We start from the raw sequence: 22,318 nt of genomic DNA, 5'->3' as shown, positions 1-22,318 counted from the left end.
CGACGTGGAATCCGACTCCGCGGCGACAGATGCGCTGCGCGAGCGGTGGGAGGCGTCGCGGCTGCGTGAACGGTGGGACCAGCCTCTCGAGCGTGCGACGACGATCACCCGCCGCACGCTCGGCTGGTTCCCGATCCGGGTGTGGCGGCATTTCCTCCAGCACAACGGGTTCCTGCTCGCCGCGAGCATCAGCTACCAGTCGCTCTTCGCGCTCTTCGCGACGATCTATACCGCGTTCGCCGTCGTGGGCCTCTGGCTCGGCGGGTCGCAGACGGCGATCGACGCCCTCATCGGCGTCGTCAACACCTATATCCCCGAACTGATCTCCGGCGACGGCCCCGTCTCCCCCGACGACGTCGCCGGCATCGCCCGCGACAGCGGGAGCGTGCTGGCCGTGACGGGGGCCGTCGCTCTCGGCGTCGCGGTCTGGACGGCCATCGGGTTCGTCACCTTCACCCGCCGCGCGGTGCGCGACATCTTCGGGCTCCCCTTCGACCGGCGCAACTACGTGCTCCTGAAGCTCGGTGATTTCGGGGCCGCCCTGCTGTTCGGCCTCGTGCTCCTGCTGGGCGCGGCGCTCGGTCTCGTGGCGGGCGGCATCGTCCGCCAGCTGTTCGACCTGTTCGACGTCCCCTACGAGTCCACGACGATCGACGTGCTCAGCCGACTGGCATCGGTGCTCGTCGCCGTCGTCATCAACGCGGCGGCCCTCACGGCGCTCATCCGCTTCCTGACGGGTACCGCGCTGCCGTGGCGGAAGATCATCCCCGGCTCGATCTTCGGCGGCGCAGCGCTGAGCGTGCTCCAGCTCGGCGCCGGTTTCCTCGCCGTCTACTCGCCGACCAATCCGCTCCTCGCGACGTTCTCGGTGCTGATCGGCTTCCTGCTGTGGCTGCGCCTCGCCGGGATCGTCATCCTCGTCGCGGCGTCATGGGTGGCCGTATCGGCCGCCGACGACGACATCCCACTGGTGGTCGTGAGCGAGCAGGAGCGGCGCGCCGAAGAGCAGCGCGCCCTGCGCGTGGTCGCCGAGGCGGAGCTGCGAGACGCCGAGCACGCTCTCGCCGAAGCCGGATGGTGGCAGCGCATGCGGGCCCGGCGCGACGTGCACCGCGCCCGCGATCTGCTTCGGCATCTCGACGAGGTGCAGACCGCCTCGCGGTGAGGCGTGTCGGTGGGCGCGATTACGCTGGCAGACGTGTCACGCCGTCTCCGCATCGCGTCCGTCAACGTCAACGGCATCCGCGCCGCCGCCCGCAAGGGCATGCACGCGTGGCTCGAGACCGCGGACGTCGACATCCTCACGCTGCAAGAGGTGCGCGCGGAAGCGTCCGACCTCGCGGCAGCGCTCCCCGGCTGGCACTTTGTCTCGGACGAGGCGCTCGCGAAGGGCCGCGCCGGCGTCGCGATCGCCGCCCGCGAACCGCTCGACGTCTGGCGGATCGAGCTCGGCGATGACGACCTCGACTCGAAGGGACGGTGGGTCGAGGCCGACATCGAGGTGGCCGGTGAGCACCTCACGGTCGTGAGCGCGTACGTGTTCACCGGCGAGGCCGACACCGAGAAGCAGGTCGCGAAGTACGCCTTCCTCGACGCGATGGAGAAGCGGATGCCGCAGCTCGGCGAGCTCGCCGTGATCACCGGCGACCTGAACGTCGGGCACCGCGAGTTCGACATCCGCAACTGGCGCGGCAACCGCAAGAAGGCGGGCTTCCTGCCGCGCGAGCGCGCATACTTCGATCGCTTCACCGCCCCCGCCGGCACCGAGATCGAGACCGTCGACGGCGAGCGCGGCACGGGTCTCGGCTGGGTCGACGTGGGCCGTCGGTTCGCCGGCGAGATCGATGGTCCGTACACGTGGTGGTCGAACCGCGGAAAGGCGTTCGACACCGACACCGGCTGGCGCATCGATTACCACCTCGCCACGGCGCAGCTCGCTGAGCGGGTCGCCGACTACCGCGTCGTGCGCGCGCCGTCGTGGGACACCCGATGGAGCGACCACGCCCCCGTCGTGGCCGACTACGTCTTCCCCGGCTGAGCCGACCGCCCGTCGCGAGGAGACGTCGCGTTCCGGGGATGCTGCGGGGCCACGTCGTCCGCCCGTCGTGAGATCTCCGCGCCTCGGCCCGCCCGTAGACTCGTCAGGTGACCAAGCCCCGCCTGTACTCCGGAATGCAGCCGTCCGCCGATTCGCTCCAGATCGGCAACTACATCGGGGCTCTCATGCAGTGGCGCGACCTGCAGCAGACCTACGACGCGTTCTTCTCCGTCGTCGACCTGCACGCCCTCACGCAGCCGAACGATCCTGCCGAGCTGCGCGAGAAGACCCGCCGCACCGCCGCGCAGTACATCGCCGCCGGCATCGAGCCCTCGCGCTCGACGCTCTACGTGCAGTCGCACGTGCGCGCACACGCCGAGCTCGCCTGGATCCTCTCGACGATCACCGGCTTCGGCGAGGCCGGGCGCATGACGCAGTTCAAGGACAAGTCGCAGCGCTACGGCGCCGACGCCACCAACGTCGGACTCTTCACCTACCCCGTGCTCATGGCTGCCGACATCCTGCTGTACCAGACCGACATCGTGCCCGTCGGCGACGACCAGAAGCAGCACGTGGAGCTGACCCGCACGCTCGCCGAGCGGTTCAACTCCCGTTACGGCGAGACCTTCCGCGTCCCGATGCCGGTGATCCAGCAGGACACCGCCCGCATCTACGACCTGCAGAACCCGACCTCCAAGATGTCGAAGTCGGCCGAGTCGGATGCCGGTGTGCTGTGGTTGCTCGATGATCCGAAGGTCTCGGCGAAGAAGGTCATGCGCGCTGTCACCGACTCGGAGGGCTCGGTGCGGTACGACCGCGAGAACAAGCCGGGCGTGTCGAATCTGCTCGTGATCTACGCGGCGCTGACCGGCCGGCAGATCCCCGCGATCGAGGACGAGTACGCCGGCCGCGGCTACGGCGACTTCAAGAAGGGTCTGGCCGAGGTCGTCGTCTCGGAGTTCGGCCCGGTGCGCGAGCGCGCCCTCGAGCTGCTCGACGACCCCGCCGAGCTCGACCGCGTGCTCGCCTCGAACGCCGCCCGCGCGGACGAGGTCGCCGACCGGACGCTCGCCGACGTCTACGACAAGTTGGGACTGCTGCGCCGTGTCTGACGCCGAACCGACCACCCCCGAGAGCGCGCCGGCGGAGATGCCCGCCGAGCCGGCGCCCGAGCTGATCGCGGACCTCGACGAGGCCGCCGCCGCGTCGAGGGCGAACCCCGGCGACGCCGCCGTGCAGGAGCGGCTGTGGCGCGCCGCCTTCGCGTTGGAGCGGTGGCTGTTCATCGCCCGCGGGTCGGACGACGAGCCCACCCCCTTCGCGCTGCGCTCGGACGAGGGAGCCGTCATCTTCGCGTTCTCCACCGCCGATCGTGCGCACGAGGCGGCGCTCGGGTTCGGGTTGCCCGAGGAGGAGGCCTCGCGGCTGCTCGCGGTGCCGCTGCCCTCGGCTGCCGCGTGGGTCGCGTCCTACGCCGAGGCCGGTGTCGAGGCGATGGTCCTCGACGCCCCCGGGAACGGCGCGATGGCGCCGTTGGCGAACCTCGCGGCCATGGCGGTCTACATCTCGCAGAGCCCGTCGGCCTGACACCCGGCTCGGCCGCGTCCTCACTGGCGGGGCAGGCGCCAGCGGACCGATAACGCCGTCTTCGCGTCATCCCTGTTCCGTCAACAGGCTCAGCGCACGTTCCACGCCTCTACAGCCCGCCGCCAGCCGTTTCAGCCTGCGCACGGCACGCACAAAACACTGGCTATCCGCCCGGCGAGCGTCAGCGCGCGGGAACCGGCCGAATTCCGCGGCTGAGGGCGCCGCGCACGGCTTCGAGGACGCGATCCGGGCGCCACATGATGTCCGACGCCATCGGGCGCAGTGTCAGGTACCCCAGGGCTGCGGCCGCGAGATCGCGCGCGCCGTCTCGTCGCCGCGCGTCGAGCCCAGAATGATGAGCATCGCTGTCACACTCCACGATCAGCCATCCATCGACCAACAGATCGACTCGTCCCACTCCAGGGATGCGCACCTGTACCTCGACCGTCTTGGCGATTCCGCGCAGGAGGAGCCGCATGAGCGTCTCCGGTCCGGATTCGGCTCGCGCGTCGATCAGACGCCGGAGAGGGCGGTATCGGAGAGGCAGCGCGCCGAAGACCGTGTCGAGATCCGCGGCATGGAGAAGCCTGAGGTGGAGCGCGCTGTCGAGCGTGGCGACAGCAGCTCGGGGTGACTGGCACTGCACCGCGCGGACCAGCGCGTCGATGATGCTCGAGCAGACGAACCATCTGGGGCGCGGAGCGACGGGAGGTGTCCAATGCAGCACCGGCTTAGGCCCCGCGCCCGTCCCGCGCGTCGGCACCCGCGAAGCCGTGCGCGGCTGCTGCACATGCGGCCCGCTGGGCTCGAGGACGAACACCCCGAGGAGGCGCAACAGGCTCACACAGGTCAGACGGCCGCCGAGCGACACTGCGGCGGCGGCGGATGGTGGCGCATCGGCGACGAGGTACGAGCCCCGCCGGGGCCTCACGAGTCGGCCGGCGGCGACGGCATCCGCGATGTCGCGCTTGCGGAGACCCCCCGCGCGCAGATCGGATGTCGACCAGCAACGCAACTCCATGATCTCTGCGGGAAGCCAGGCTGACGAGGCGTGAGGGTCCATGCCGACACGGTGTCGTCCGTGGCCCCGTGCTCGGCCAGGGCCGGCGCGAACTGTGAACAGTCCGACTCACCCTGCGCCTGTGCGGAAGTCGCTGGTTCCGTGCCGCCGACAGGCTGAGGGCGGGGCCCGGGGCTGCGAGGCACGGCGACACCGGGCTGAGCCTGTTCTCGGCACAGCGACGAAGCCTGGGCACGACCCGAACCGCCCGGCAGACCTCGGTAGGGTCGGGGGATGCAACCGGTGACCCTTCGTACCGCTCGCCTCGAGCTCTCGATCCCGACGCTCGCCGACGTCGACGCGATCACCACCGCGGCCCAGGACCCCGAGGTGCCCCGCTGGACCACCCTCCCCTCGCCGTACCACCGCGCCCACGCGGAGGACTTCGTGGCGAAGGCGGCAGCGTGGTGGGACGAGCAGAGCGAGCTGACGTGGGGCATCCGCGCCGACGGCGCCTGGATCGGCATGATCGGCCTGCACCGCACCATCGCGGGCGGCTCCGCGGAGATCGGGTTCTGGATGAGCGCGGCCGCGCGCGGCCACGGCTATCTGAGCGAAGCGGCGCGCGCCGTCATCGACTTCGGCTTCTCCGAGCCGCTGTCGCTCGCGCGCATCGAGTGGCGCGCGATCGTCGGCAACGAGGCGTCCGCGCGCGCGGCGCGCAGCCTGGGTTTCCGTTACGAGGGCCTGCTGCGCCAGGGCCTTTCGGATGTGCGCGGCCGCCACGACGGCTGGATCGCCGGCATCCTCCCCACCGATGACCGGATCCCCCGCCCCTGGCCGATCCTCGACGCCTGACCGGAACCGCCCGCGCCGCCCGCACGCAACCCCGTGCCGAGCGGGGGCGGTGCGTGACAGGATGACGCCATGCCCGAGATGCCGGAAGTGCAGGGACTCGTCGACTACCTCGGCGGGCGACTCGCCGGGCGCCAGATCACGAAGGCGCGCATCACCGCCATCTCGGCGCTGAAGACCTACGATCCGCCGATCGAGTCGCTCGAGGGCGCGACAGTCGCCACCGCGGCACGGCACGGCAAGTTCGTCGATCTGGCGACCGACGCCGGTACGCACCTCGTCTTCCACCTGGCCAAAGCCGGCTGGCTGCGCTGGTACGACGTGCTGCCCTCGACGGTGATCCGCCCCGGCAAGACCCCGATCGCGCTCCGCGTCGGGTTCGACGACGACTCCGGGTTCGATCTCACCGAGGCCGGCACGAAGAAGTCGCTCGCGGTCTACGTCGTGCGCGACCCGGCCGAGGTGCCGGGCATCGCACGGCTGGGTCCCGATCCGCTCGATCCCTCGTTCGACCGTGACGCCCTCGCGAGCCTGCTGGCCGGCCGCCGGACCCAGATCAAGGGCGTGCTCCGCGACCAGTCCATCGTGGCGGGCATCGGCAATGCGTATTCCGACGAGATCCTCCATGCCGCGAAGATGTCGCCCTACGCGCTGGCCGCGAACCTCGACGACACCGAGGTCGACCGGCTCCACACGGCGCTCAGCGCGACGCTCGCCGAGGCCGTCGCCGCGGCATCCGGCAAGCCCCCGGCCGACCTGAAGGACGCCAAGCGTCGCGGGATGCGGGTGCACGGCCGCCGCGGCGAGGCGTGCCCCGTCTGCGGGGATGAGGTGCGCAGCGTGTTCTTCGCCGACAACAGCCTCGAGTACTGCCCCACCTGCCAGACCGGCGGCAAGCTGCTCGCCGACCGGCGCCTGTCGCGGCTGCTCAAGTAGCACGCGACCGACCGGCCGACACGACCGCCGCAGATGACCGTGCGAGTCGGGAATGCCGCCGGGGCCGCCGCGTTGAGTACGATCGGAGTATTGAACGTGCTCCGGGGTCGGTGAGAATCCGAACCGGCGGTGAGAGTCCGCGACCCTCGAGGCCCTCGGGCCGCGAGGTTGATCCGGTGGAATTCCGGGACCGACGGTGATGCGACGCGAGTCGCTAGTCCGGATGAGAGGAAGCACGGCAGCGTTCGCGCTGCGCGCGCCCGCCCGCGTCCCCGGAGACTGACCGAAGGACGAAGGATGCCGGGCCCCACCGATCGCGAGACGCTCGCGATGCGACGCGCTTTCGAGCTCGCCCTGCGTGGACCCCGCGGCCTCAACCCCCAGGTCGGCGCGGTGCTCCTCGGTTCCGACGGCTCCGTGCTCAGCGAGGGCTGGCACCGCGGCGCCGGCACTCCGCATGCCGAGGTCGACGCGCTCTCGAAGCTGGCGGGCGGCGCCGCGCGCGGCGCAACGGCCGTCGTGAGCCTCGAGCCCTGCAACCACACCGGCCGCACCGGCCCGTGCGCGCTCGCCCTGATCGAGGCGGGAGTGGCGCGCGTCGTCTACGCCGTATCCGACCCGGGCGACGCGTCGGCGGGCGGTGCTCGGCGGCTGCGCGATGCGGGAGTCGACGTCGTCGGCGGCGTGATCGAAGCCGACGGGATCCAGCTCATCCACGATTGGCTGACCGTGCAGCGACTCGGCCGCCCGCACGTCACCGTCAAGTGGGCGCAGTCGCTCGACGGTCGCGCCGCCGCCCCAGACGGCACGAGCCAGTGGATCACCGGCCCCCTCGCGCGAGCCGACGTGCACCGCCGTCGGAGCGAAGCCGACGCCATCGTCGTCGGCACCGGCACGCTTTTCTCCGATGACCCGGCCCTCACGGCCCGGCGGCCCGACGGCGCCCTGTACGACCGGCAGCCGATGCCCGTCGTGCTCGGTCACCGCTCGGTACCCGACGACGCCCTCGTCCGCCGGCATCCGCGACCTCTTCTGCACCGCGACGGCGAGAACCTCGGCGGTGAGAGCCGCAACGAGCCCTCGCTCATGGCCGAACTGCGCGAGCTCGGCGTGCAGCGTGTCTTCGTGGAGGGCGGTCCGACCATCGCAAGCGCCTTCCTGCGCGCCGGCCTCGCCGACGAGCTCCTCGCCTACGTCGCGCCGACCCTCCTCGGCTCCGGTTCCGCGGGCCAGGACAGGCCGGCACTGCGGTCGCTGGGTGTCGAGACGATCGCCGATCAGCGCCGTCTGCGTGTGACGTCCCTCGAGACCCTCGGCGACGACATCCTCATCGTCGCCTCCCCCCTGCCCCCGACATCCCCCTCCGAAGGAGACGCCTGATGTTCACCGGAATCATCGAAGAGATCGGCGAAGTCATCGCCGTCGAGCCGTCGGGCGACGGCGTGCGCATCACGGTGCGAGCGCCGAAGGCCGTTTCGGACGCCGGCCACGGCGACTCGATCGCGGTGAGCGGCGTCTGCCTCACGGTGGTCGACCAGGGCGACGACTGGTTCACCGCCGATGTGATGCGCCAGACGCTCGACGTGTCGAGCCTCGCGGGCATCGAGCCCGGCCGCCCCGTCAATCTGGAGCGCGCACTGTCGGCGCACACGCGCCTCGGCGGGCACATCGTGCAGGGCCACGTCGACGGTCTCGGCCGCATCCTCGAGGTGCGCCCCGGCGAGCAGTGGCGCGTCCTGCGCGTCTCCGTGCCGGCCGACCTCGCCCCGCTCGTGGTCGACAAGGGGTCGATCACCGTCGACGGCGTCTCGCTCACCGTGAGCGATGTGAGCCCCGCCGCTGCCGCCGAGGCCTGGCTCGAGGTCTCGCTCATCCCTGAGACGCTCACCGCGACGACGCTGGGCGGCCGCGTCGCCGGCGACCCCGTCAACCTTGAGACCGACATCCTCGCCCGACACGTCCAGCGGTTGCTGGCATTCACCACCCTCTCGAACGAAGGAGGCTCGCGATGAGCCTTTCTCCCCTCTCCGCGGCGCTCGATGCGCTGCGGGCCGGAAAGCCGATCATCGTCGCCGACGATGAGAACCGCGAGAACGAAGGCGACGTCATCCTGTCGGCCGCCCTTGCGACGCCGGAGTGGATCGCCTGGACGGTGCGTCACTCGAGCGGCTTCATCTGCGCCCCGATGCCGGCCGAGTGGGCCGACCGCCTCGACCTGCCGCCGATGGTCGAGACGAACGAGGATGCCCGCGGCACGGCCTACACCGTCTCGGTCGACGCGGCCGAGGGCGTGACCACCGGCATCAGCGCCGCCGACCGTGCCCGCACCCTCACGGTGCTCGCCGACCCCGCCGCGACGCCGAGCAGTGTCATCCGCCCGGGTCACATCCTCCCTCTTCGCGCTGTCGAGGGCGGTGTGCGCGAGCGCAGCGGTCACACCGAGGCCGCCGTCGAGCTCATGCAGCTGGCGGGCCTCGAGCCCGTGGGCGCGATCGCGGAGATCGTCGCCGAGGACGGCTCGATGATGCGGATGCCGGGCCTGCTCGAGCTCGGTGAGCGCGACGGCATCCCGGTCATCACGATCGAGCAGCTCATCGCCCACCTCGACGAGACCGACCCGCGCCCGGCGGCCGGGGCGGGGCCGACCCGGCGGCGGGTGAGCCTGCGCGCCGAGGCGCACGTGCCGACCTCGCACGGTTCGTTCCGCTTCCTCGCGTACAAGGACCGCGTGACCGGCACCGACCACATCGCCGTCGTCTCGGGTGATCTGACGGATGCCGCTCCGCTCGTGCGCGTGCACTCGGAGTGCCTGACGGGCGAGGCCTTCGGTTCGCTCAAGTGCGAGTGCGGACCGCAGCTCGACGCGGCGCTCGACGCGATCGAGCGCGAGGGCGGTGTCGTCATCTACATGCGCGGGCACGAGGGGCGCGGCATCGGCCTCATCAACAAGCTTCGGGCCTACCAGCTGCAGGAGCGCGGCCTCGACACCCTCGACGCGAACCTCGCGCTGGGTCTGCCCGCCGATGCTCGCGACTACGCGGCCGCGGCCGGGATCCTCGCCGACCTCGGCGTGGGCAGCATCCGCCTGCTGACGAACAACTCCGACAAGGTGTCGCAGCTTCGCGCGCTGGGACTCGACATCGCCGAGCAGGTTCCGCTGCTCGTCGGCGTGGGCGCGAACAACCACCAGTACCTGGCGACGAAGCGCGATCGCATGGGTCACATCATCGACGACGCGGAATTGAACGCCGCCCTCGCCCGGGGCACCGCGGCGACCGACGCGGCAGAGATCACCGACCACCGACAGAACTCGGAGAACATCGCATGAGCGGACACGGCGCCCCCGAACGTCAGCAGATCGAGGCCGGCGACCTGAAGGTCGTCGTCGTCGCCGGACAGTGGCACGACGTCATCACCGACGGCCTCATCGCCGGAGCCGAGCGCGTCCTCGAGGAGTCGGGCGCCGCCTGGCGTCTCGTGCGCGTCCCGGGATCGTTCGAGCTGCCCGTCGTCGCGAAGGCTGCTCTCGATTCCGGCGCCGATGCCGTCGTCGCCCTCGGCGTCATCATCCGCGGCGGCACACCGCACTTCGACTTCGTCTCGGCGGCGGCGACCGACGGCCTCACGCGAGTCGCGCTCGACACCGGCAAGCCGGTCGGTTTCGGCGTGCTGACCCTGGACGACGAGCAGCAGGGCATCGACCGAGCGGGGCTGCCCGGCTCGAAGGAGGACAAGGGCGCGGAAGCGGCGGATGCTGCTCTGCGCACGGCGCTGACGCTGCGCTCGCTGCGCGCCTGATCCCGTCCGTACCGCGCCCTACCTTCAGCTAGCCTGAGGGTATGGAAACGCTCCGCGGAATCGTCCTCGTCGTCCACCTCGTCGGATTCGCCACGCTCTTCGGCGCGTGGGCCGTCGAAGCGCTGGGAGCCCGGCGCATCACCCGCGTCATGAGCTACGGCCTGCTCGTGGCCGGTGTCGCCGGCCTCGTGCTCGCCGCACCCTGGGGCACGGATCACGATCTGAACTACGCCAAGATCGCCGTCAAGCTCGTCGTGCTGGTCGTCATCGGCGCGCTGCTCGGCATCGGATCGGCGCGGCAGAAGCGAACGACGGCGGTGCCCGCGGCGATCTTCTGGCTCATCGGCGCAGCGACCGTCGCTAACGTCGCCATCGCCGTCCTCTGGCGCTGAGCGCGCAGACACCGGTCCACATCGCGCGCGGATGCCGCGGCCCGAGACTTCGGGTCGCGGCATCCGCCGTACAATGGACGATCGTGCGTCGCCGACACCGTCGACGCCGCCGGTGATCCCCGCGTCGAACGTCCGCCGCACCACCCCGCCTCGGACGTCCGCCCACCGGCACGCTCCCACGAGGGCGCTCACCCGTTCTCCCAGACAGGCACCACACCGCACATGTCCTCCGCCACCGCGGCACCCACCGCGCCCGCGAACCCCCGTTCGCGCGTCATCACCGCCAGCCTCATCGGCACCACGATCGAGTTCTACGACTTCTACGTCTACGCGACCGCGGCCGTCCTGGTCTTCCCGCTGCTGTTCTTCCCCGCCGGCAACGAGACCACCAACCTGCTCCTGTCGTTCAGCATCTTCGGCGCCGCCATGGTCGCCCGCCCGATCGGCGCCGTCGTCTTCGGACACTTCGGCGACAAGTTCGGCCGCAAGGCGACGCTCGTCGCCTCGCTGCTCACCATGGGCGTCGCAACCTTCCTCATCGGCCTCCTGCCCACCTTCAACGAGATCGGCGTCTGGGCGGCCATCCTGCTGCTCGTGCTCCGCCTCGCGCAGGGCTTCGCCCTGGGCGGCGAGTGGTCGGGCGCCGCGCTCGTGGCCACCGAGAACGCGCCCAAGGGCAAGCGCGCCTGGTACGGCACGTTCCCCCAGCTCGGCGCACCGATCGGCTTCATCATCGCCAACTCGGTGTTCCTCGTCATCTACTTCCTGCTCCCCCACCCCGACGGCCCTGCGCAGCGTTCCGAGGAGTTCCTCGCCTGGGGATGGCGCGTGCCCTTCCTCTTCTCGGCCGTCATGGTCATCGTCGGACTGTGGGTGCGCCTCAAGCTCGTGGAGTCGGCGAGCTTCTCGAAGGCCGAGAAGACGGGTGCGATCCGCAAGTTCCCGCTCGGCGCGGTCGTCCGCGGACACTGGCGCGCACTCATCCTCGGCACGTTCATCATGCTGGCGACCTATGTGCTCTTCTACCTCATGACGAGCTTCACCCTCGCCTACGGGACGAAGGCCACCCTCGAGGGCGCACAGGCCGCCGCCGAGGCATCCGGCGCCCCCTTCGACGCGGCCGCATACGTGCCCGGGCTCGGTTTCGGGTTCACCGATTTCGTCATCATGCAGATCATCGGCGTCGTGTTCTTCGGTATCTTCACGCTGCTCTCCGGCCCCGTGGCCGACTCGATCGGCCGCCGCAAGCTGCTGATGTGGATCACGGCGGCGATCGCCGTGTTCGGCCTGCTGTTCGCGGTGTTCCTCATGCCGCAGCTCGACCCGAAGTTCACGGGTGCGCTTGTCCAGGCGTTCCTGGTCTTCGGTTTCATGCTCATGGGTGTGACGTTCGGGCCGATGGGCGCGCTGCTGCCCGAGCTGTTCCCGACCAACGTCCGGTACACGGGCTCGGCCATCTCGTACAACGTCGCGTCGATCCTCGGCGCAGCCCTCGCCCCGCTCGTCGCGACGGCGCTGTGGGCCGCGGCGGGCGGCTCGCCCGTGTTCGTCGGCGTCTACCTGACGGCGTCCGCCGTGCTCACGTACATCGCGCTCTACCTCTCCAAGGAGACGAAGGACATCGAGTACGACAGCAACATCGGCGAGGCGGCCGCGACCCGCTGAGCCGTCTCGCATCGCGCGACGGATGCCGCGGGCCCTCGGGCTCGCGGCATCCGTCGTCTCACCCGGGTCGCGGCGTCAGTCGAGAAACAGTGCCCGGAGGCGCTTGGTCGTGAAGACGAGTCCGAGCCCGATCATCACCACGAAGTACAGCACGTGCCAGAGCATGCCGACGGACAGGATGCCGGTGGTCAGCCCGCGGATGAGCTCGACGCCGTGCCAGAGCGGGAGCGCCTGGACGATCACCTGCACCCACTCCGGGTACACGGTGATGGGGTAGAACGTCGCGGAGAAGAGGAACATCGGCAGCAGCACGAGGTTGATCCAGTCCATGTGCTGAAAGGTCTTCATGTAGCTCGTCACGGCCATCCCCACGCTCGCGAACCCGAAGGCGATGAGCAGCACCGCGGGCAGGGCGAGCACGGCGGTCCAGGCGAGGTTGAGTCCCAGGATCTGCATGATGATCATGAAGCCCGTGGCGTAGACGAGGCCGCGCAGCAGCGCGTAGAGGATCTCACCGAGGGCGACGTCGAGCGGTCCGAGCGAGGTCGAGAGCATCCCCTCGTAGAGCTTGCCGTAGTTCAGCTTGAAGAAGACGTTCCACGTCGAGTCGTAGACGGCGCCGTTCATAGCCGAGACCGCCAGCAGGGCCGGGGCGATATAGGCCGCGTACGGCACCGCGGCCCCCGACGAGGTCTCGACCTCGCCGATGAGGGCGCCGAGTCCGATGCCGAGCGATGCGAGGTAGAAGACCGGTTCGAAGAACCCCGAAAGCACGACGATCCAGCTCGATGACCGCGCCGCGATGAGCCCGCGCTGCACCACCGCGCCCGGGTTGCCCGCCCAGAGCGCGCGCACCCCGCCGCGGCGTCCGGCCGGCGCACCGCGCTCGATGACGGCGCTCACTTCGCGAGCCTCTCGGTGAAGACCCGGCGCCCCCAGAGGTAGCCGACCACAGCGAGCGCGAGGAGGTAGACGACGTGGAGAGCGATCATCCCGGCGCCGATGTCGGCACCGTAGGTCGCCGCGCGTCCGAGCTCGGCGCCGTGCCACAGCGGCGAGATCCATGCGATCCACTGCAGACCGATCGGCAGCGTCTCGACGGGGTAGAACGTGCCCGAGAACAGGAACATCGGCATGAAGATGAACCGCTGCACGAGAGCGAACTGCCCCTTGTCGTCCTGGATCGACCCCGCGTAAGCCATCAGCGGGATGCCGAAGGCGACACCGGCCGCGACGCCCGCGAAGATCGACAGCCAGCCCGTGGCGGGGTCGGGCACCGCACCGAAGGGCAGCAGCCAGATGAACAGGTAGTAGGCAGTGACGGCGACGATCATGCGCGCGGTCGCACCGATGATGACGCCGTTCGCGATCTGCGGGCTCGACAGCGCCGAGGCGTTGAAGCCGTAGAAGTAGCGGCGCCACTTGAAGCCCGCCATCACCGGATAGGTCATCTCCTCCGACGCCACCGCGATGGCAGCGGTGACCAGCAGGGCGGGCGCGACGAACGGCAGATACCCCACCTCCTGCCCGTGCGAGGAGATGGGCACCGTGATGAGGGCCGCGAGGCCCGCGGCCAGACCGAGCAGATACATGATCGGCTGTCCGACTGCGCCGACGACGATCGTCCAGCCGTACGCGCGCATCGCGCGGATCATGTGCTCGGCGACGTACCAGGTGCCGTAGCGGCGGGGCTTGCGTCCGCCGGCCAGAGCCTCGGCGCGCAGCTCGTCGAGCGTGAGGTGCGGGGTCTGCGTGCTCATTCGATCAGCGACCGTCCCGTCAGACGCAGGAAGACGTCCTCGAGGCTCGAGCGGCGCACGAGGCTCGTCAGCGGGGTGAGGCCGGTGGCCGAGACGCGCTCCAGAGCCGCCTCGCCGTCGTGCGCGTAGACGAGGATGCGGTCGGGCAGCACCTCGACCCGGTCGCCGATGCCCTGCAGCTGCGTCGCCGCCTGCGCATTGCGGTCGGATCCGAAACGCACCTCGAGCACCTCTCGGCTCGAGTGCTGCCGGATGAGCGAGGCCGGCGTCCCCTCGGCCATGATGCGGCCCTTGTCGACGACGACGAGCCGGTCGCACAGCTGCTCGGCCTCGTCCATGTAGTGCGTCGTGAGCACGAGCGTGGTGCCGCGTTCCTTCAGGCGGAACAGCCGATCCCACAGCACGTGACGGGCCTGGGGGTCGAGACCGGTCGTCGGCTCGTCGAGCAGCAGGATCCGCGGGTCGTTGATGAGGCCGCGGGCGATCGTGAGGCGCCGCTTCATGCCGCCCGACAACTGGTCGACCTTGTTCTTCGCCTTGTCCTCGAGCTGCGCGAAAGCCAGCAGCTCGTCGGCCTTCTCCTGGCACACCCGGCCGGGCAGTCCGAAGTAGCGGCCGTAGATGTAGAGGTTCTCGCGTGCGTTGAGTTCGCCGTCGAGATTGTCCTGCTGCGGCACGACCCCCAGACGGGACCGGATCTCGGGACCGTAGCGGTCGGGGTCGAGCCCGAGGATCTCCAGGTCGCCGCCGCTGCGGGTCGAGACCGCCCCGATCATCTTCATCGTGGTCGACTTGCCGGCGCCGTTGGGTCCGAGCAGGCCGAAGGACTCCCCCGGGGCGACCTCGAACGACAGATCATCGACGGCGACGAAGTCGGGCTTGCCCTTCACCGCATAGGTCTTGCGCAGCCCACGGGCGGAGATCACGGATTCTGGCACGCGACCACAGTAGCGACGCCGAGCGACATCGTCGGGTTCCCGGCACGCGGGCGCGGTGCGGGAGAATCGCTCCCATGGACCGCATCCTCACCACCGCCGCAGAACTCCGAGCCGCGCTCGCGGCGGGACGCTACCCGGACGGCGGCCCCGTGCGGGTCCTCGACGTCCGCTGGTGGCTCGACCGGCCCGACGGGCGCCCCGCGTTCCGTGCCGGCCACATCCCGGGTGCGCGATACGCCGACCTCGACACGCAGCTGGCCGCGCACGGAAAGCCGACCGACGGGCGGCATCCGCTCCCCTCTTCCGAGGCGCTGCAGGCCGCGGTGCGCGACTGGGGCATCGACGACGGCGACACCGTCGTGGTCTACGACGACGTGAAGAACCTCGCGAGCGGCCGCGCCTGGTGGGTGCTCCGGGATGCCGGCATCACCGACGTCCGCGTGCTCGACGGCGCACTCGCCGCCTGGATCGATACGGGGTTCGAGCTCGAGGAGGGCGAGCCGGATGCCGCCCGGCCGGGCACCGCGATGGTCTCACCCGGATCGCTGCCCGTGCTCGGCGTCGACGAGGTGCTCGATCACGCACGCACCGGCCTGCTGCTCGATGCGCGCGCCGGAGAACGGTTCCGGGGCGAGGTCGAGCCGATGGATCCGCGCGCCGGCCACATTCCCGGCGCAGTGTCTGCGCCGACGACCGACAACAACGACGAGACGGGTCGATTCCGCAGCCCCGATGAGCTGCGTGCCCGGTTCGCCGCGCTCGGCGCCGAGCCGGGCTCGACCGTCGGGGTCTACTGCGGCTCGGGCGTGAGCGCCGCGCATGAGGCCGTCGCGCTCAGCCTCGCGGGGTACCGTCCCGTGCTCTATCCGGGTTCGTGGAGTCAGTGGTCGCAGGATCCCGATCGCCCGATCGCCACCGGGGCATGAGGCCCAGGCGAGCGTGAAGCCGGTCACGAGCGGTGACCTCGGGCGCTCCGCCCGCTGACCGCTACGCGCGCACGAACGAGAGCGCGTAGACCGTGGGATCCCCTTCGAGGTCGAGCGTGACGCTCAACCCCGTCTGCTCGATCGTCACATCGAAGGCGGTCGTGCCGTTCGCGCAGGTGAGCGGTTCGATGGCGGGGTCGCTGCCGATCTGGCCCGCCGTGAGGGTGATGGTGCCCGCCCCGCGGCAGGCGATCTGCGCGCGGTAGCTACCGGAAGCGAGCGAGGCGAACTCCGTCACGTGGTGCGCGGACGTGTTCTGGCTGAGCCACCCGGAGAGGATGCCGGTGCCGGTGAGGTTGGACGACTGCGGCACGGCCGTGCCAGCCCAGTCGCGGATGTCCTCGACCGGCATCGGCAGCTGCTCCTCGTCGCTGCGCGCATCCGCCGTCGGCGTGGGAGACGGTGAGAGCGTCGCCGACGCCGAGGGCTTCTCCACATCCTGCTCGGCCGACGGAGCGGTGCAGCCGAGGAGCGAGATCGCGACGATGCCGGTCGCGCCGATCACCGCCGCCGTCTGGGGATTCGTGATCCAACGCATCCGGGCACTCTTCCACCGTCTCCGCGGTCCCACAACCAGCCTGGCCGAACGCCGCCATCGCGAGAGGCGGCGTGAAGCGGCGCGAGGCCGTACGAGGCGGCGCCGATCGCACCTCGCGAACGACGTGCCGTCGCAGGCGAAGTACGGTCGAAGGTGACAGCTACGCCGAACCGAGGGGACCGCATGTCCGACACCCGCAGCCGCCTGCGCGGACGCCGACGCACCGACGAGGGGCCGCGCGCCCGCCTGTCGCAGTTGCTCCCCTACCTGTTCGAGCACAAGGGCGTGCTGGTCGCCGTCGCCGTGCTCAGCGTCGTCGAGGCCGTCGCGACCCTCGGTCAGCCGCTCGTGGTCGGCCAGGTCATCGAGCGCGTGCAGGCCGGCGACACCCTCGGCATCCTCGTCTGGGCGCTCGTGATCCTCGTGGTGGTCTCGTCGGCGATCGGCGCCTTCCAGCACTACCTTCTGCAGCGCACCGGCACGGCCGTCGTCTTCTCGAGCCGGCGCCGGCTCATCGCGCGCCTGCTGCGGCTGCCCATCTCCGAGTTCGATGCTCGCCGCACCGGCGACCTCGTCTCGCGCGTGGGCACCGACACGACCCTGCTTTACGCCGTGCTGACTCAAGGGCTCGCCGACTCGGTCGGCAACGCGCTGATCTTCGTCGGCGCGATCGTCGCGATGCTCTTCATCGACCCGCTGCTCCTCCTGCTCATCGTCATCGTGATCGGCGCCTCGGTCGCTGTCGTCGTGGGCCTCAGCACCCGCATCCGTCGCGCCACCCGCGAACAGCAGGAGCGGGTCGGCGAGCTGGCCTCGGGCGTCGAACGTGCGATCGGATCGATTCGCACGATCCGCGCCGCCGGGGCGACAGAACGCGAGGAAGCCGCCGTCACGGGCGCTGCCCGCCAGGCGTTCGACGCCGGCGTGCGGGTGGCGAAGGCCTCAGCGCTCGTCGTTCCCGTCGCGGGCGTCGCGCTGCAGCTGTCGCTGCTGGTCGTGCTCGGCGTGGGCGGCTACCGCGTCGCGTCGGGCGCCATCTCGATCGCGAGCCTCGTGACGTTCGTGATGTTCCTGTTCTTCCTGGTCCAGCCCCTCGCGTCGTTCCTCGGGGCGATCACGTCGGTCAACCAGGCCCTCGGCGCGCTCGGCCGCATCCAGGAAGTGCTCGACCTCCCCACGGAGGACTCCGCCGACCCGGATGCCGCGACTGTCGCCGTCGCCGGTGGCGGTGATCGCGATGTCGCGATCGAGTTCCGCGACGTGCACTTCCGCTACCCCGAGGCTGTCGTGGCCGCCCGCCGCTCGGCCTCGGACGAGGCGCTCCGAACGCTCGCCGACGCACGCGTCGACACCTCGGCGGTGGCCGCCGTCACCGCCGAGGAGGTCGAGGGCGGGGTCGCGGGTGGGGGCGGGGCCGCGGACCGCGCCGCCGACGGCATCCCGCGCGACGGCATCCCGCGCGACGGCGAGGTGCTCCGGGGCGTGAGCTTCCGCGTCCCCCGCGGCGCACGGGTGGCCCTCGTCGGCCCGTCCGGCGCGGGCAAGTCGACGACGCTCGCGCTCATCGAGCGCTTCTACGACGTCACCGGCGGCGCCGTGCTGGTCGGCGGCGACGACATCCGGTCGGTGCCGCGCGCCGAGCTGCGCGCGCAGCTCGGCTACGTCGAGCAGGATGCCCCGACCCTCGCCGGCACCATCGCCGACAACCTGCGGCTCGCCTCTCCCGACGCCACCGACGCCGACTGCGAGCGGGTGCTGCGCGCGGTGAACCTCGGCGACGTGCTCGAGCGGAGCGACCTGGGGCTGCAGGCCCCGGTCGGCGAGGCCGGCGTGATGCTCTCCGGCGGCGAGCGCCAGCGCCTCGCGATCGCCCGAGCCCTGCTGGCCGCGCCGCCGATCCTGCTGCTCGATGAGTCGACCTCGTCGCTCGACGGGCTCAATGAGCAGCGCATGCGCGAAGCGATCGACGCCGTCGCGACAGGACGCACGCTCGTGGTCATCGCGCACCGGCTCTCCACCGTCGTCGACAGCGATCTCATCGTCGTGCTCGACCACGGCCGCGTCGTCGGCCGAGGCACGCACTCCGAGCTCGTGGCGACGGTCCCCCTCTACCGCGACCTCGCGAAGCACCAGCTCCTCGTCTGACCCCCTCCAGACCCGCGAGACCCCAACGCCGCCCCGAGACCACCGGTAAAACCCACCGTCTCGGGGCGAAACTGAGGTCTCGCGGTTCGGGATGAGCGGGGCGGCGGGGTCAGGCTCGGTGGCCGAGCCGGTAGCGCAGCGCCTCGAGCTCGGCGCGGAGCGCCGCCGGCATCCGGTCGCCGAAAGTGTCGTAGAACTCCTCGGTCAGGTCGGCCTCGCGCAGCCATGACTGCGTGTCGACGGCGAACAACTCATCGAGGTCGCGCTGGGGCACCTCGATGCCGTTGAGGTTGAGGTCGGCGGTGTGCGGCAGCCGACCGATCGGGCTGTCGACCGTGCCGACCTCGCCGTTGAGGCGCCGGACGATCCAGTCGATCACCCGCGAGTTGTCGCCGAACCCGGGCCACAGGAAGCGCCCGTCGGCGCCCTTGCGGAACCAGTTCACCTGGAACACCCGTGGCGCCCTGTCGAAGCGCAGCTTCTGCCCCACCTTCAGCCAGTGCGCGAAGTAGTCGCCCATGTTGTAGCCGCAGAACGGCAGCATGGCGAAGGGATCGCGGCGCAGCTCGCCGAGCGTTCCCTCGGCCGCGGCCGTCCGCTCCGACGAGATGTTCGAGCCGATGAAGACTCCGTGCGTCCAGTCGGTCGCCTCGACCACGAGCGGGACGTTCGTCGCCCGGCGACCACCGAAGAGGATCGCGTCGAGAGGCACGCCTTCGGCGGCATCCCAGTCGGCGGCGATCTGCGGGCACTGTGCCGCGCTGACGGTGAAGCGGGAATTCGGATGCGCGGCGGGCCGACCCGAATCGGGAGTCCAGGGCTTGCCCTCCCAGTCGATGAGCTCGGCCGGAGCCTCATCCGTCAGGCCCTCCCACCAGACGTCGCCGTCGGGCCGCAGCGCCACATTGGTGAAGATCGTGTTGCCCCAGAGCGTCTCGACCGCCGTCACGTTGGTCGACTCGCCGGTGCCCGGCGCGACGCCGAAGAACCCGGCCTCGGGATTGATCGCCCACAGCCGCCCATCGGATCCGGGACGCAGCCACGCGATGTCGTCGCCGAGAGTCTCCACGCGCCAGCCCGGGATGGTCGGGCGCAGCATGGCGAGGTTCGTCTTGCCGCAGGCCGAGGGGAACGCGGCGGCCACGTGGTAGGCCTTGCCCGCGGGGTCGATGACGCGGATGAGCAGCATGTGCTCGGCGAGCCAGCCCTCGTCGCGACCGATCACCGAGGCGATGCGCAACGCGAAGCACTTCTTCGCCAGGATGGCGTTGCCGCCGTAGCCCGAGCCGAACGACCACACTTCGAGGGTGTCGGGGAAGTGGACGATGTACTTCTCGTCATTGCACGGCCACGCGACATCCTGCTCGCCGTCGGACAGCGGCGCGCCCACGGAGTGGACCGTCTTCACCCACGGCTTGCCTGCGGCGATCTCGTCGAGCACCGCAGCGCCCACCCGGGTCATGATGCCGATGGATGCCACCGCGTAGGCGCTGTCGGTCACCTGCACGCCGATGTGCGAGAGCGGTCCGCCCACCGCGCCCATCGAGAACGGCACGACGTACATGGTCCGCCCGCGCATGGAACCTGCGAACAGCGGCGTGATGGTCGCCCGGATGTCGCCCGGGGCGGCCCAGTTGTTGGTGGGGCCGGCATCCTCTTCGCGCTCGGATGCGATGAAGGTCCGGCCCTCGGTCCGGGCGACATCGCTCGGGTGCGACCGGGCCAGGTACGACCCGGGACGCCACTCGGGATTGAGCTTGATGAGCTTGCCCTCGTCGACCATCTGCCGCAGCAGCGCGTTGTTCTCAGCGGCCGAGCCGTCGACCCAGTGCACGCGGTCGGGACGGGTGAGCTCGGCGATCTCGTCGACCCAGGCAGCCAGCTCGGCGAGCGCCGCGGTCGCGGCGGCGGGGCGGGCTCCGTGCTCGGGGCGGGCGCGTCGCGCCGAGGTGGGCTCGCCCGGGGCGGACGTGCCGCTCGAGACGGGACGGGTGAAGAGGTCGGCGATGGCCATGTCGGTCTCCTACATCGGCGGCGAGATCGGGATACCTGACGATTCCAACGCATGAAGAGCGCCTCTTACGGCCGACTAGAGGTTCAAGAAACGTAATTCTTTCCCTATGATCAAGGAATGGCCGCATCCGGAATCGAACTCGCGACCCTCGGGCACCGCATACGCCACCACCGCGTCGCCCGAGGACTCACCCTCGATGAGCTCGGCGCGCAGGTCGGCGTCGCCGGCAGCCAACTCAGCCTCATCGAGAACGGCCGACGCGAGCCGAAGCTGTCGCTGCTGCAGGCGATCGCCTCGGCGACCGGCACCGACGTGACCGACCTCCTCTCGCCCGAACCGCCGAACCGGCGAGCCGCCCTCGAGCTCGAGCTCGAGCGGGCGCAGGCCAGTTCCGTGTTCCGGCGGCTCGGCGTCTCCCCCGTGCGCGCGGGCAAGACCATGACCGACGACACGCTCGAGTCGATCCTGGGGCTGCACCGCGAGCTGCAGCGCCGCGAGCGCGAGGCCATCGCGACCCCCGAAGAGGCGCGGCGCGCCAACACCGAGCTGCGGCTGCGGATGCGCGAAGCGGCGAACTACCTGCCCGACATCGAGCGCCTCGCCGAGAAGCAGCTCAAGGCGGCGGGACACACCTCGGGCGCCCTGACGCACCGCACCGTGAGCATCATGGCCGAGCAGCTCGGCTTCGAGCTCCTCTACGTCGCCGACCTCCCCCACTCGGCACGGTCGGTCACCGACCTCGAGAACGGCCGCATCTACCTGCCGCCCGCTTCCATCCCCGGCGGGCACGGCCTGCGCTCCATGGCCTTGCAGGCGATGGCCCACCGCCTGCTCGGCCACACCCCGCCGAGCGACTACGCCGACTTCCTGCAGCAGCGCCTCGAGATCAACTACTACGCCGCGTGCTGCCTCATGCCCGAGACGGCGTCCGTCGCGTTCCTCTCCCAGGCCAAGAAGGACCGGAACCTCGCGGTCGAGGACTTCCGCGACGCCTTTGGGGTGACGCACGAGGCGGCCGGGATGCGGATGACCAACCTCATGACGAAGCACCTCGGCATCCCGCTGCACTTCCTCCGCGTCGACGGCGCGGGAGCGATCACCCGGGTCTACGAGAACGACGGCCTGCCGCTCCCGATGGACGTCACCGGGAGCATCGAGGGGCAGGTCGTGTGCCGGGCGTTCTCGGCCCGGTCGGCATTCGAGGAGCAGAACCGCACGGTCGAGCACTACCAGTACACCGACACCCCGGGCGGAACCTTCTGGTGCTCGAGCCAGACGGGCACCACGGCGGAGGGCGAGTTCTCGATCACCGTCGGTGTTCCGTTCGACGACGCGCGGTGGTTCCGCGGACGCGAGACGCAGAAGCGGGCGGCCTCGACCTGCCCCGACGAGTCGTGCTGCCGCCGGCCGGACCCCGAGCTCACCACGCGGTGGGAGGGCAAGGCCTGGCCGAGCGCGCGCGTGCACATGCAGATGTTCTCGCCCCTGCCGCGAGGCAACTTCCCCGGGGTCGACGACGGCGAGGTGTACGCCTTCCTCGACCGGCACGCCGCCGGCTGACTCAGGACAGCGCCCGAGGTCCCAGTTGGGCCGGGAACGACGCCGCGATACCCGGCCGAATTGGGACCTCGGTGGGGCCACGGTGGCGCCACGGTGGGGCCACGGT

The 22,318-nt window shown here is 70.7% G+C and carries 21 protein-coding genes and 1 riboswitch; of the genes, 15 read left to right on the top strand and 6 right to left on the bottom strand.

The features are described from left to right. The first annotated feature begins 4 nt into the window (after nt 1–4). The 4 genes from ACPYN5_RS01505 to ACPYN5_RS01490 all read left to right on the top strand — a co-directional run bounded on the left by ACPYN5_RS01505 (nt 5) and on the right by ACPYN5_RS01490 (nt 3,625). Nucleotides 5–1,165 carry a YihY/virulence factor BrkB family protein gene (locus ACPYN5_RS01505; protein WP_424447218.1) on the top strand — a complete coding sequence of 387 codons (1,161 nt, stop codon included), beginning with the start codon at nt 5–7 and terminating at the stop codon, nt 1,163–1,165. A gap of 33 nt (nt 1,166–1,198) precedes the next feature. Further along, the gene (locus ACPYN5_RS01500) at nt 1,199–2,038 is read left to right on the top strand and encodes an exodeoxyribonuclease III (protein ID WP_424447217.1); all 840 of its coding nucleotides are present in this window, start codon (nt 1,199–1,201) and stop codon (nt 2,036–2,038) included. Between the two features lie 107 nt (nt 2,039–2,145). Beyond that, nucleotides 2,146–3,150: a tryptophan--tRNA ligase gene (gene trpS / locus ACPYN5_RS01495; protein WP_424447216.1), complete on the top strand. Its 1,005-nt coding sequence runs from the start codon at nt 2,146–2,148 to the stop codon at nt 3,148–3,150. Continuing rightward, nucleotides 3,143–3,625 (top strand): hypothetical protein, encoded by a 483-nt coding sequence (locus ACPYN5_RS01490; RefSeq protein WP_424447215.1) that lies wholly within the window; start codon nt 3,143–3,145, stop codon nt 3,623–3,625. Before trpS ends, ACPYN5_RS01490 begins: the two co-directional genes overlap by 8 nt. Before the next feature lie 181 nt (nt 3,626–3,806). Here the strand turns inward: ACPYN5_RS01490 and ACPYN5_RS01485 are convergent, their stop codons facing one another. Beyond that, nucleotides 3,807–4,688, bottom strand: coding sequence for an endonuclease domain-containing protein (locus ACPYN5_RS01485; protein ID WP_424447214.1), 882 nt, complete (start codon nt 4,686–4,688; stop codon nt 3,807–3,809). Nucleotides 4,689–4,919: 231 nt separating this feature from the next. On the opposite strand from ACPYN5_RS01485, the gene ACPYN5_RS01480 reads away from it, so the two are divergent. The 8 genes from ACPYN5_RS01480 to ACPYN5_RS01445 all read left to right on the top strand — a co-directional run bounded on the left by ACPYN5_RS01480 (nt 4,920) and on the right by ACPYN5_RS01445 (nt 12,271). Beyond that, nucleotides 4,920–5,483, top strand: coding sequence for a GNAT family N-acetyltransferase (locus ACPYN5_RS01480; protein ID WP_424447213.1), 564 nt, complete (start codon nt 4,920–4,922; stop codon nt 5,481–5,483). A gap of 69 nt (nt 5,484–5,552) precedes the next feature. Next, nucleotides 5,553–6,416, top strand: coding sequence for an Fpg/Nei family DNA glycosylase (locus ACPYN5_RS01475; RefSeq protein ID WP_424447212.1), 864 nt, complete (start codon nt 5,553–5,555; stop codon nt 6,414–6,416). A 93-nt stretch (nt 6,417–6,509) separates the two neighbouring features. Beyond that, a riboswitch (FMN riboswitch) is annotated at nt 6,510–6,656 on the top strand. Between the two features lie 57 nt (nt 6,657–6,713). Next, nucleotides 6,714–7,796: a bifunctional diaminohydroxyphosphoribosylaminopyrimidine deaminase/5-amino-6-(5-phosphoribosylamino)uracil reductase RibD gene (gene ribD, locus ACPYN5_RS01470; protein ID WP_424447211.1), complete on the top strand. Its 1,083-nt coding sequence runs from the start codon at nt 6,714–6,716 to the stop codon at nt 7,794–7,796. Beyond that, complete coding sequence (locus ACPYN5_RS01465) at nt 7,796–8,428, top strand: riboflavin synthase (protein ID WP_424447210.1); 633 nt, start codon at nt 7,796–7,798, stop codon at nt 8,426–8,428. Before ribD ends, ACPYN5_RS01465 begins: the two co-directional genes overlap by 1 nt. After that, on the top strand, nt 8,425–9,744 hold the full coding sequence (gene ribA, locus ACPYN5_RS01460) for a GTP cyclohydrolase II (protein WP_424447209.1): 1,320 nt from the start codon (nt 8,425–8,427) through the stop codon (nt 9,742–9,744). The genes ACPYN5_RS01465 and ribA overlap by 4 nt, the downstream gene beginning before the upstream one ends. Beyond that, complete coding sequence (gene ribH, locus ACPYN5_RS01455) at nt 9,741–10,214, top strand: 6,7-dimethyl-8-ribityllumazine synthase (RefSeq protein WP_424447208.1); 474 nt, start codon at nt 9,741–9,743, stop codon at nt 10,212–10,214. The genes ribA and ribH overlap by 4 nt, the downstream gene beginning before the upstream one ends. Before the next feature lie 41 nt (nt 10,215–10,255). Continuing rightward, nucleotides 10,256–10,606 carry a Fe-S protein gene (locus ACPYN5_RS01450; RefSeq protein WP_424447207.1) on the top strand — a complete coding sequence of 117 codons (351 nt, stop codon included), beginning with the start codon at nt 10,256–10,258 and terminating at the stop codon, nt 10,604–10,606. 222 nt (nt 10,607–10,828) lie between these two features. Continuing rightward, on the top strand, nt 10,829–12,271 hold the full coding sequence (locus ACPYN5_RS01445; protein WP_424447206.1) for an MFS transporter: 1,443 nt from the start codon (nt 10,829–10,831) through the stop codon (nt 12,269–12,271). A gap of 75 nt (nt 12,272–12,346) precedes the next feature. Here ACPYN5_RS01445 and ACPYN5_RS01440 read toward each other — a convergent pair whose 3' ends face one another. The 3 genes from ACPYN5_RS01440 to ACPYN5_RS01430 are packed head-to-tail and all read right to left on the bottom strand — an operon-like array spanning nt 12,347 to nt 14,969. After that, the gene (locus tag ACPYN5_RS01440) at nt 12,347–13,174 is read right to left on the bottom strand and encodes an ABC transporter permease (RefSeq protein WP_424447205.1); all 828 of its coding nucleotides are present in this window, start codon (nt 13,172–13,174) and stop codon (nt 12,347–12,349) included. Continuing rightward, nucleotides 13,171–14,031, bottom strand: a complete 861-nt coding sequence (locus ACPYN5_RS01435) for an ABC transporter permease (RefSeq protein WP_424447204.1) — start codon at nt 14,029–14,031, stop codon at nt 13,171–13,173. The genes ACPYN5_RS01440 and ACPYN5_RS01435 overlap by 4 nt, the downstream gene beginning before the upstream one ends. Next, nucleotides 14,028–14,969 (bottom strand): ABC transporter ATP-binding protein, encoded by a 942-nt coding sequence (locus ACPYN5_RS01430; RefSeq protein ID WP_424447203.1) that lies wholly within the window; start codon nt 14,967–14,969, stop codon nt 14,028–14,030. Before ACPYN5_RS01430 ends, ACPYN5_RS01435 begins: the two co-directional genes overlap by 4 nt. A 74-nt stretch (nt 14,970–15,043) precedes the next feature. Here ACPYN5_RS01430 and ACPYN5_RS01425 point away from each other — a divergent pair, with 74 nt between their 5' ends. Further along, nucleotides 15,044–15,895, top strand: a complete 852-nt coding sequence (locus ACPYN5_RS01425; RefSeq protein WP_424447202.1) for a sulfurtransferase — start codon at nt 15,044–15,046, stop codon at nt 15,893–15,895. Nucleotides 15,896–15,956: 61 nt separating this feature from the next. Here ACPYN5_RS01425 and ACPYN5_RS01420 read toward each other — a convergent pair whose 3' ends face one another. Then, complete coding sequence (locus ACPYN5_RS01420; protein WP_424447201.1) at nt 15,957–16,493, bottom strand: hypothetical protein; 537 nt, start codon at nt 16,491–16,493, stop codon at nt 15,957–15,959. A 183-nt stretch (nt 16,494–16,676) separates the two neighbouring features. Between ACPYN5_RS01420 and ACPYN5_RS01415 the strand changes: the two genes are divergently transcribed. Next, nucleotides 16,677–18,638 (top strand): ABC transporter ATP-binding protein, encoded by a 1,962-nt coding sequence (locus tag ACPYN5_RS01415; RefSeq protein WP_424447200.1) that lies wholly within the window; start codon nt 16,677–16,679, stop codon nt 18,636–18,638. A gap of 109 nt (nt 18,639–18,747) precedes the next feature. Here ACPYN5_RS01415 and ACPYN5_RS01410 read toward each other — a convergent pair whose 3' ends face one another. Further along, the gene (locus ACPYN5_RS01410; protein WP_424447199.1) at nt 18,748–20,652 is read right to left on the bottom strand and encodes a phosphoenolpyruvate carboxykinase (GTP); all 1,905 of its coding nucleotides are present in this window, start codon (nt 20,650–20,652) and stop codon (nt 18,748–18,750) included. Between the two features lie 117 nt (nt 20,653–20,769). Between ACPYN5_RS01410 and ACPYN5_RS01405 the strand changes: the two genes are divergently transcribed. Next, nucleotides 20,770–22,212: a helix-turn-helix domain-containing protein gene (locus tag ACPYN5_RS01405; protein WP_424447198.1), complete on the top strand. Its 1,443-nt coding sequence runs from the start codon at nt 20,770–20,772 to the stop codon at nt 22,210–22,212. Nucleotides 22,213–22,318: the final 106 nt, after the last annotated feature.

Origin of the sequence: Microbacterium arborescens (assembly GCF_049707515.1) — a bacterium.
GTDB classification, from domain to species: domain Bacteria; phylum Actinomycetota; class Actinomycetes; order Actinomycetales; family Microbacteriaceae; genus Microbacterium; species Microbacterium arborescens_B.
This window is presented reverse-complemented; position numbering and strand designations above follow the sequence as displayed.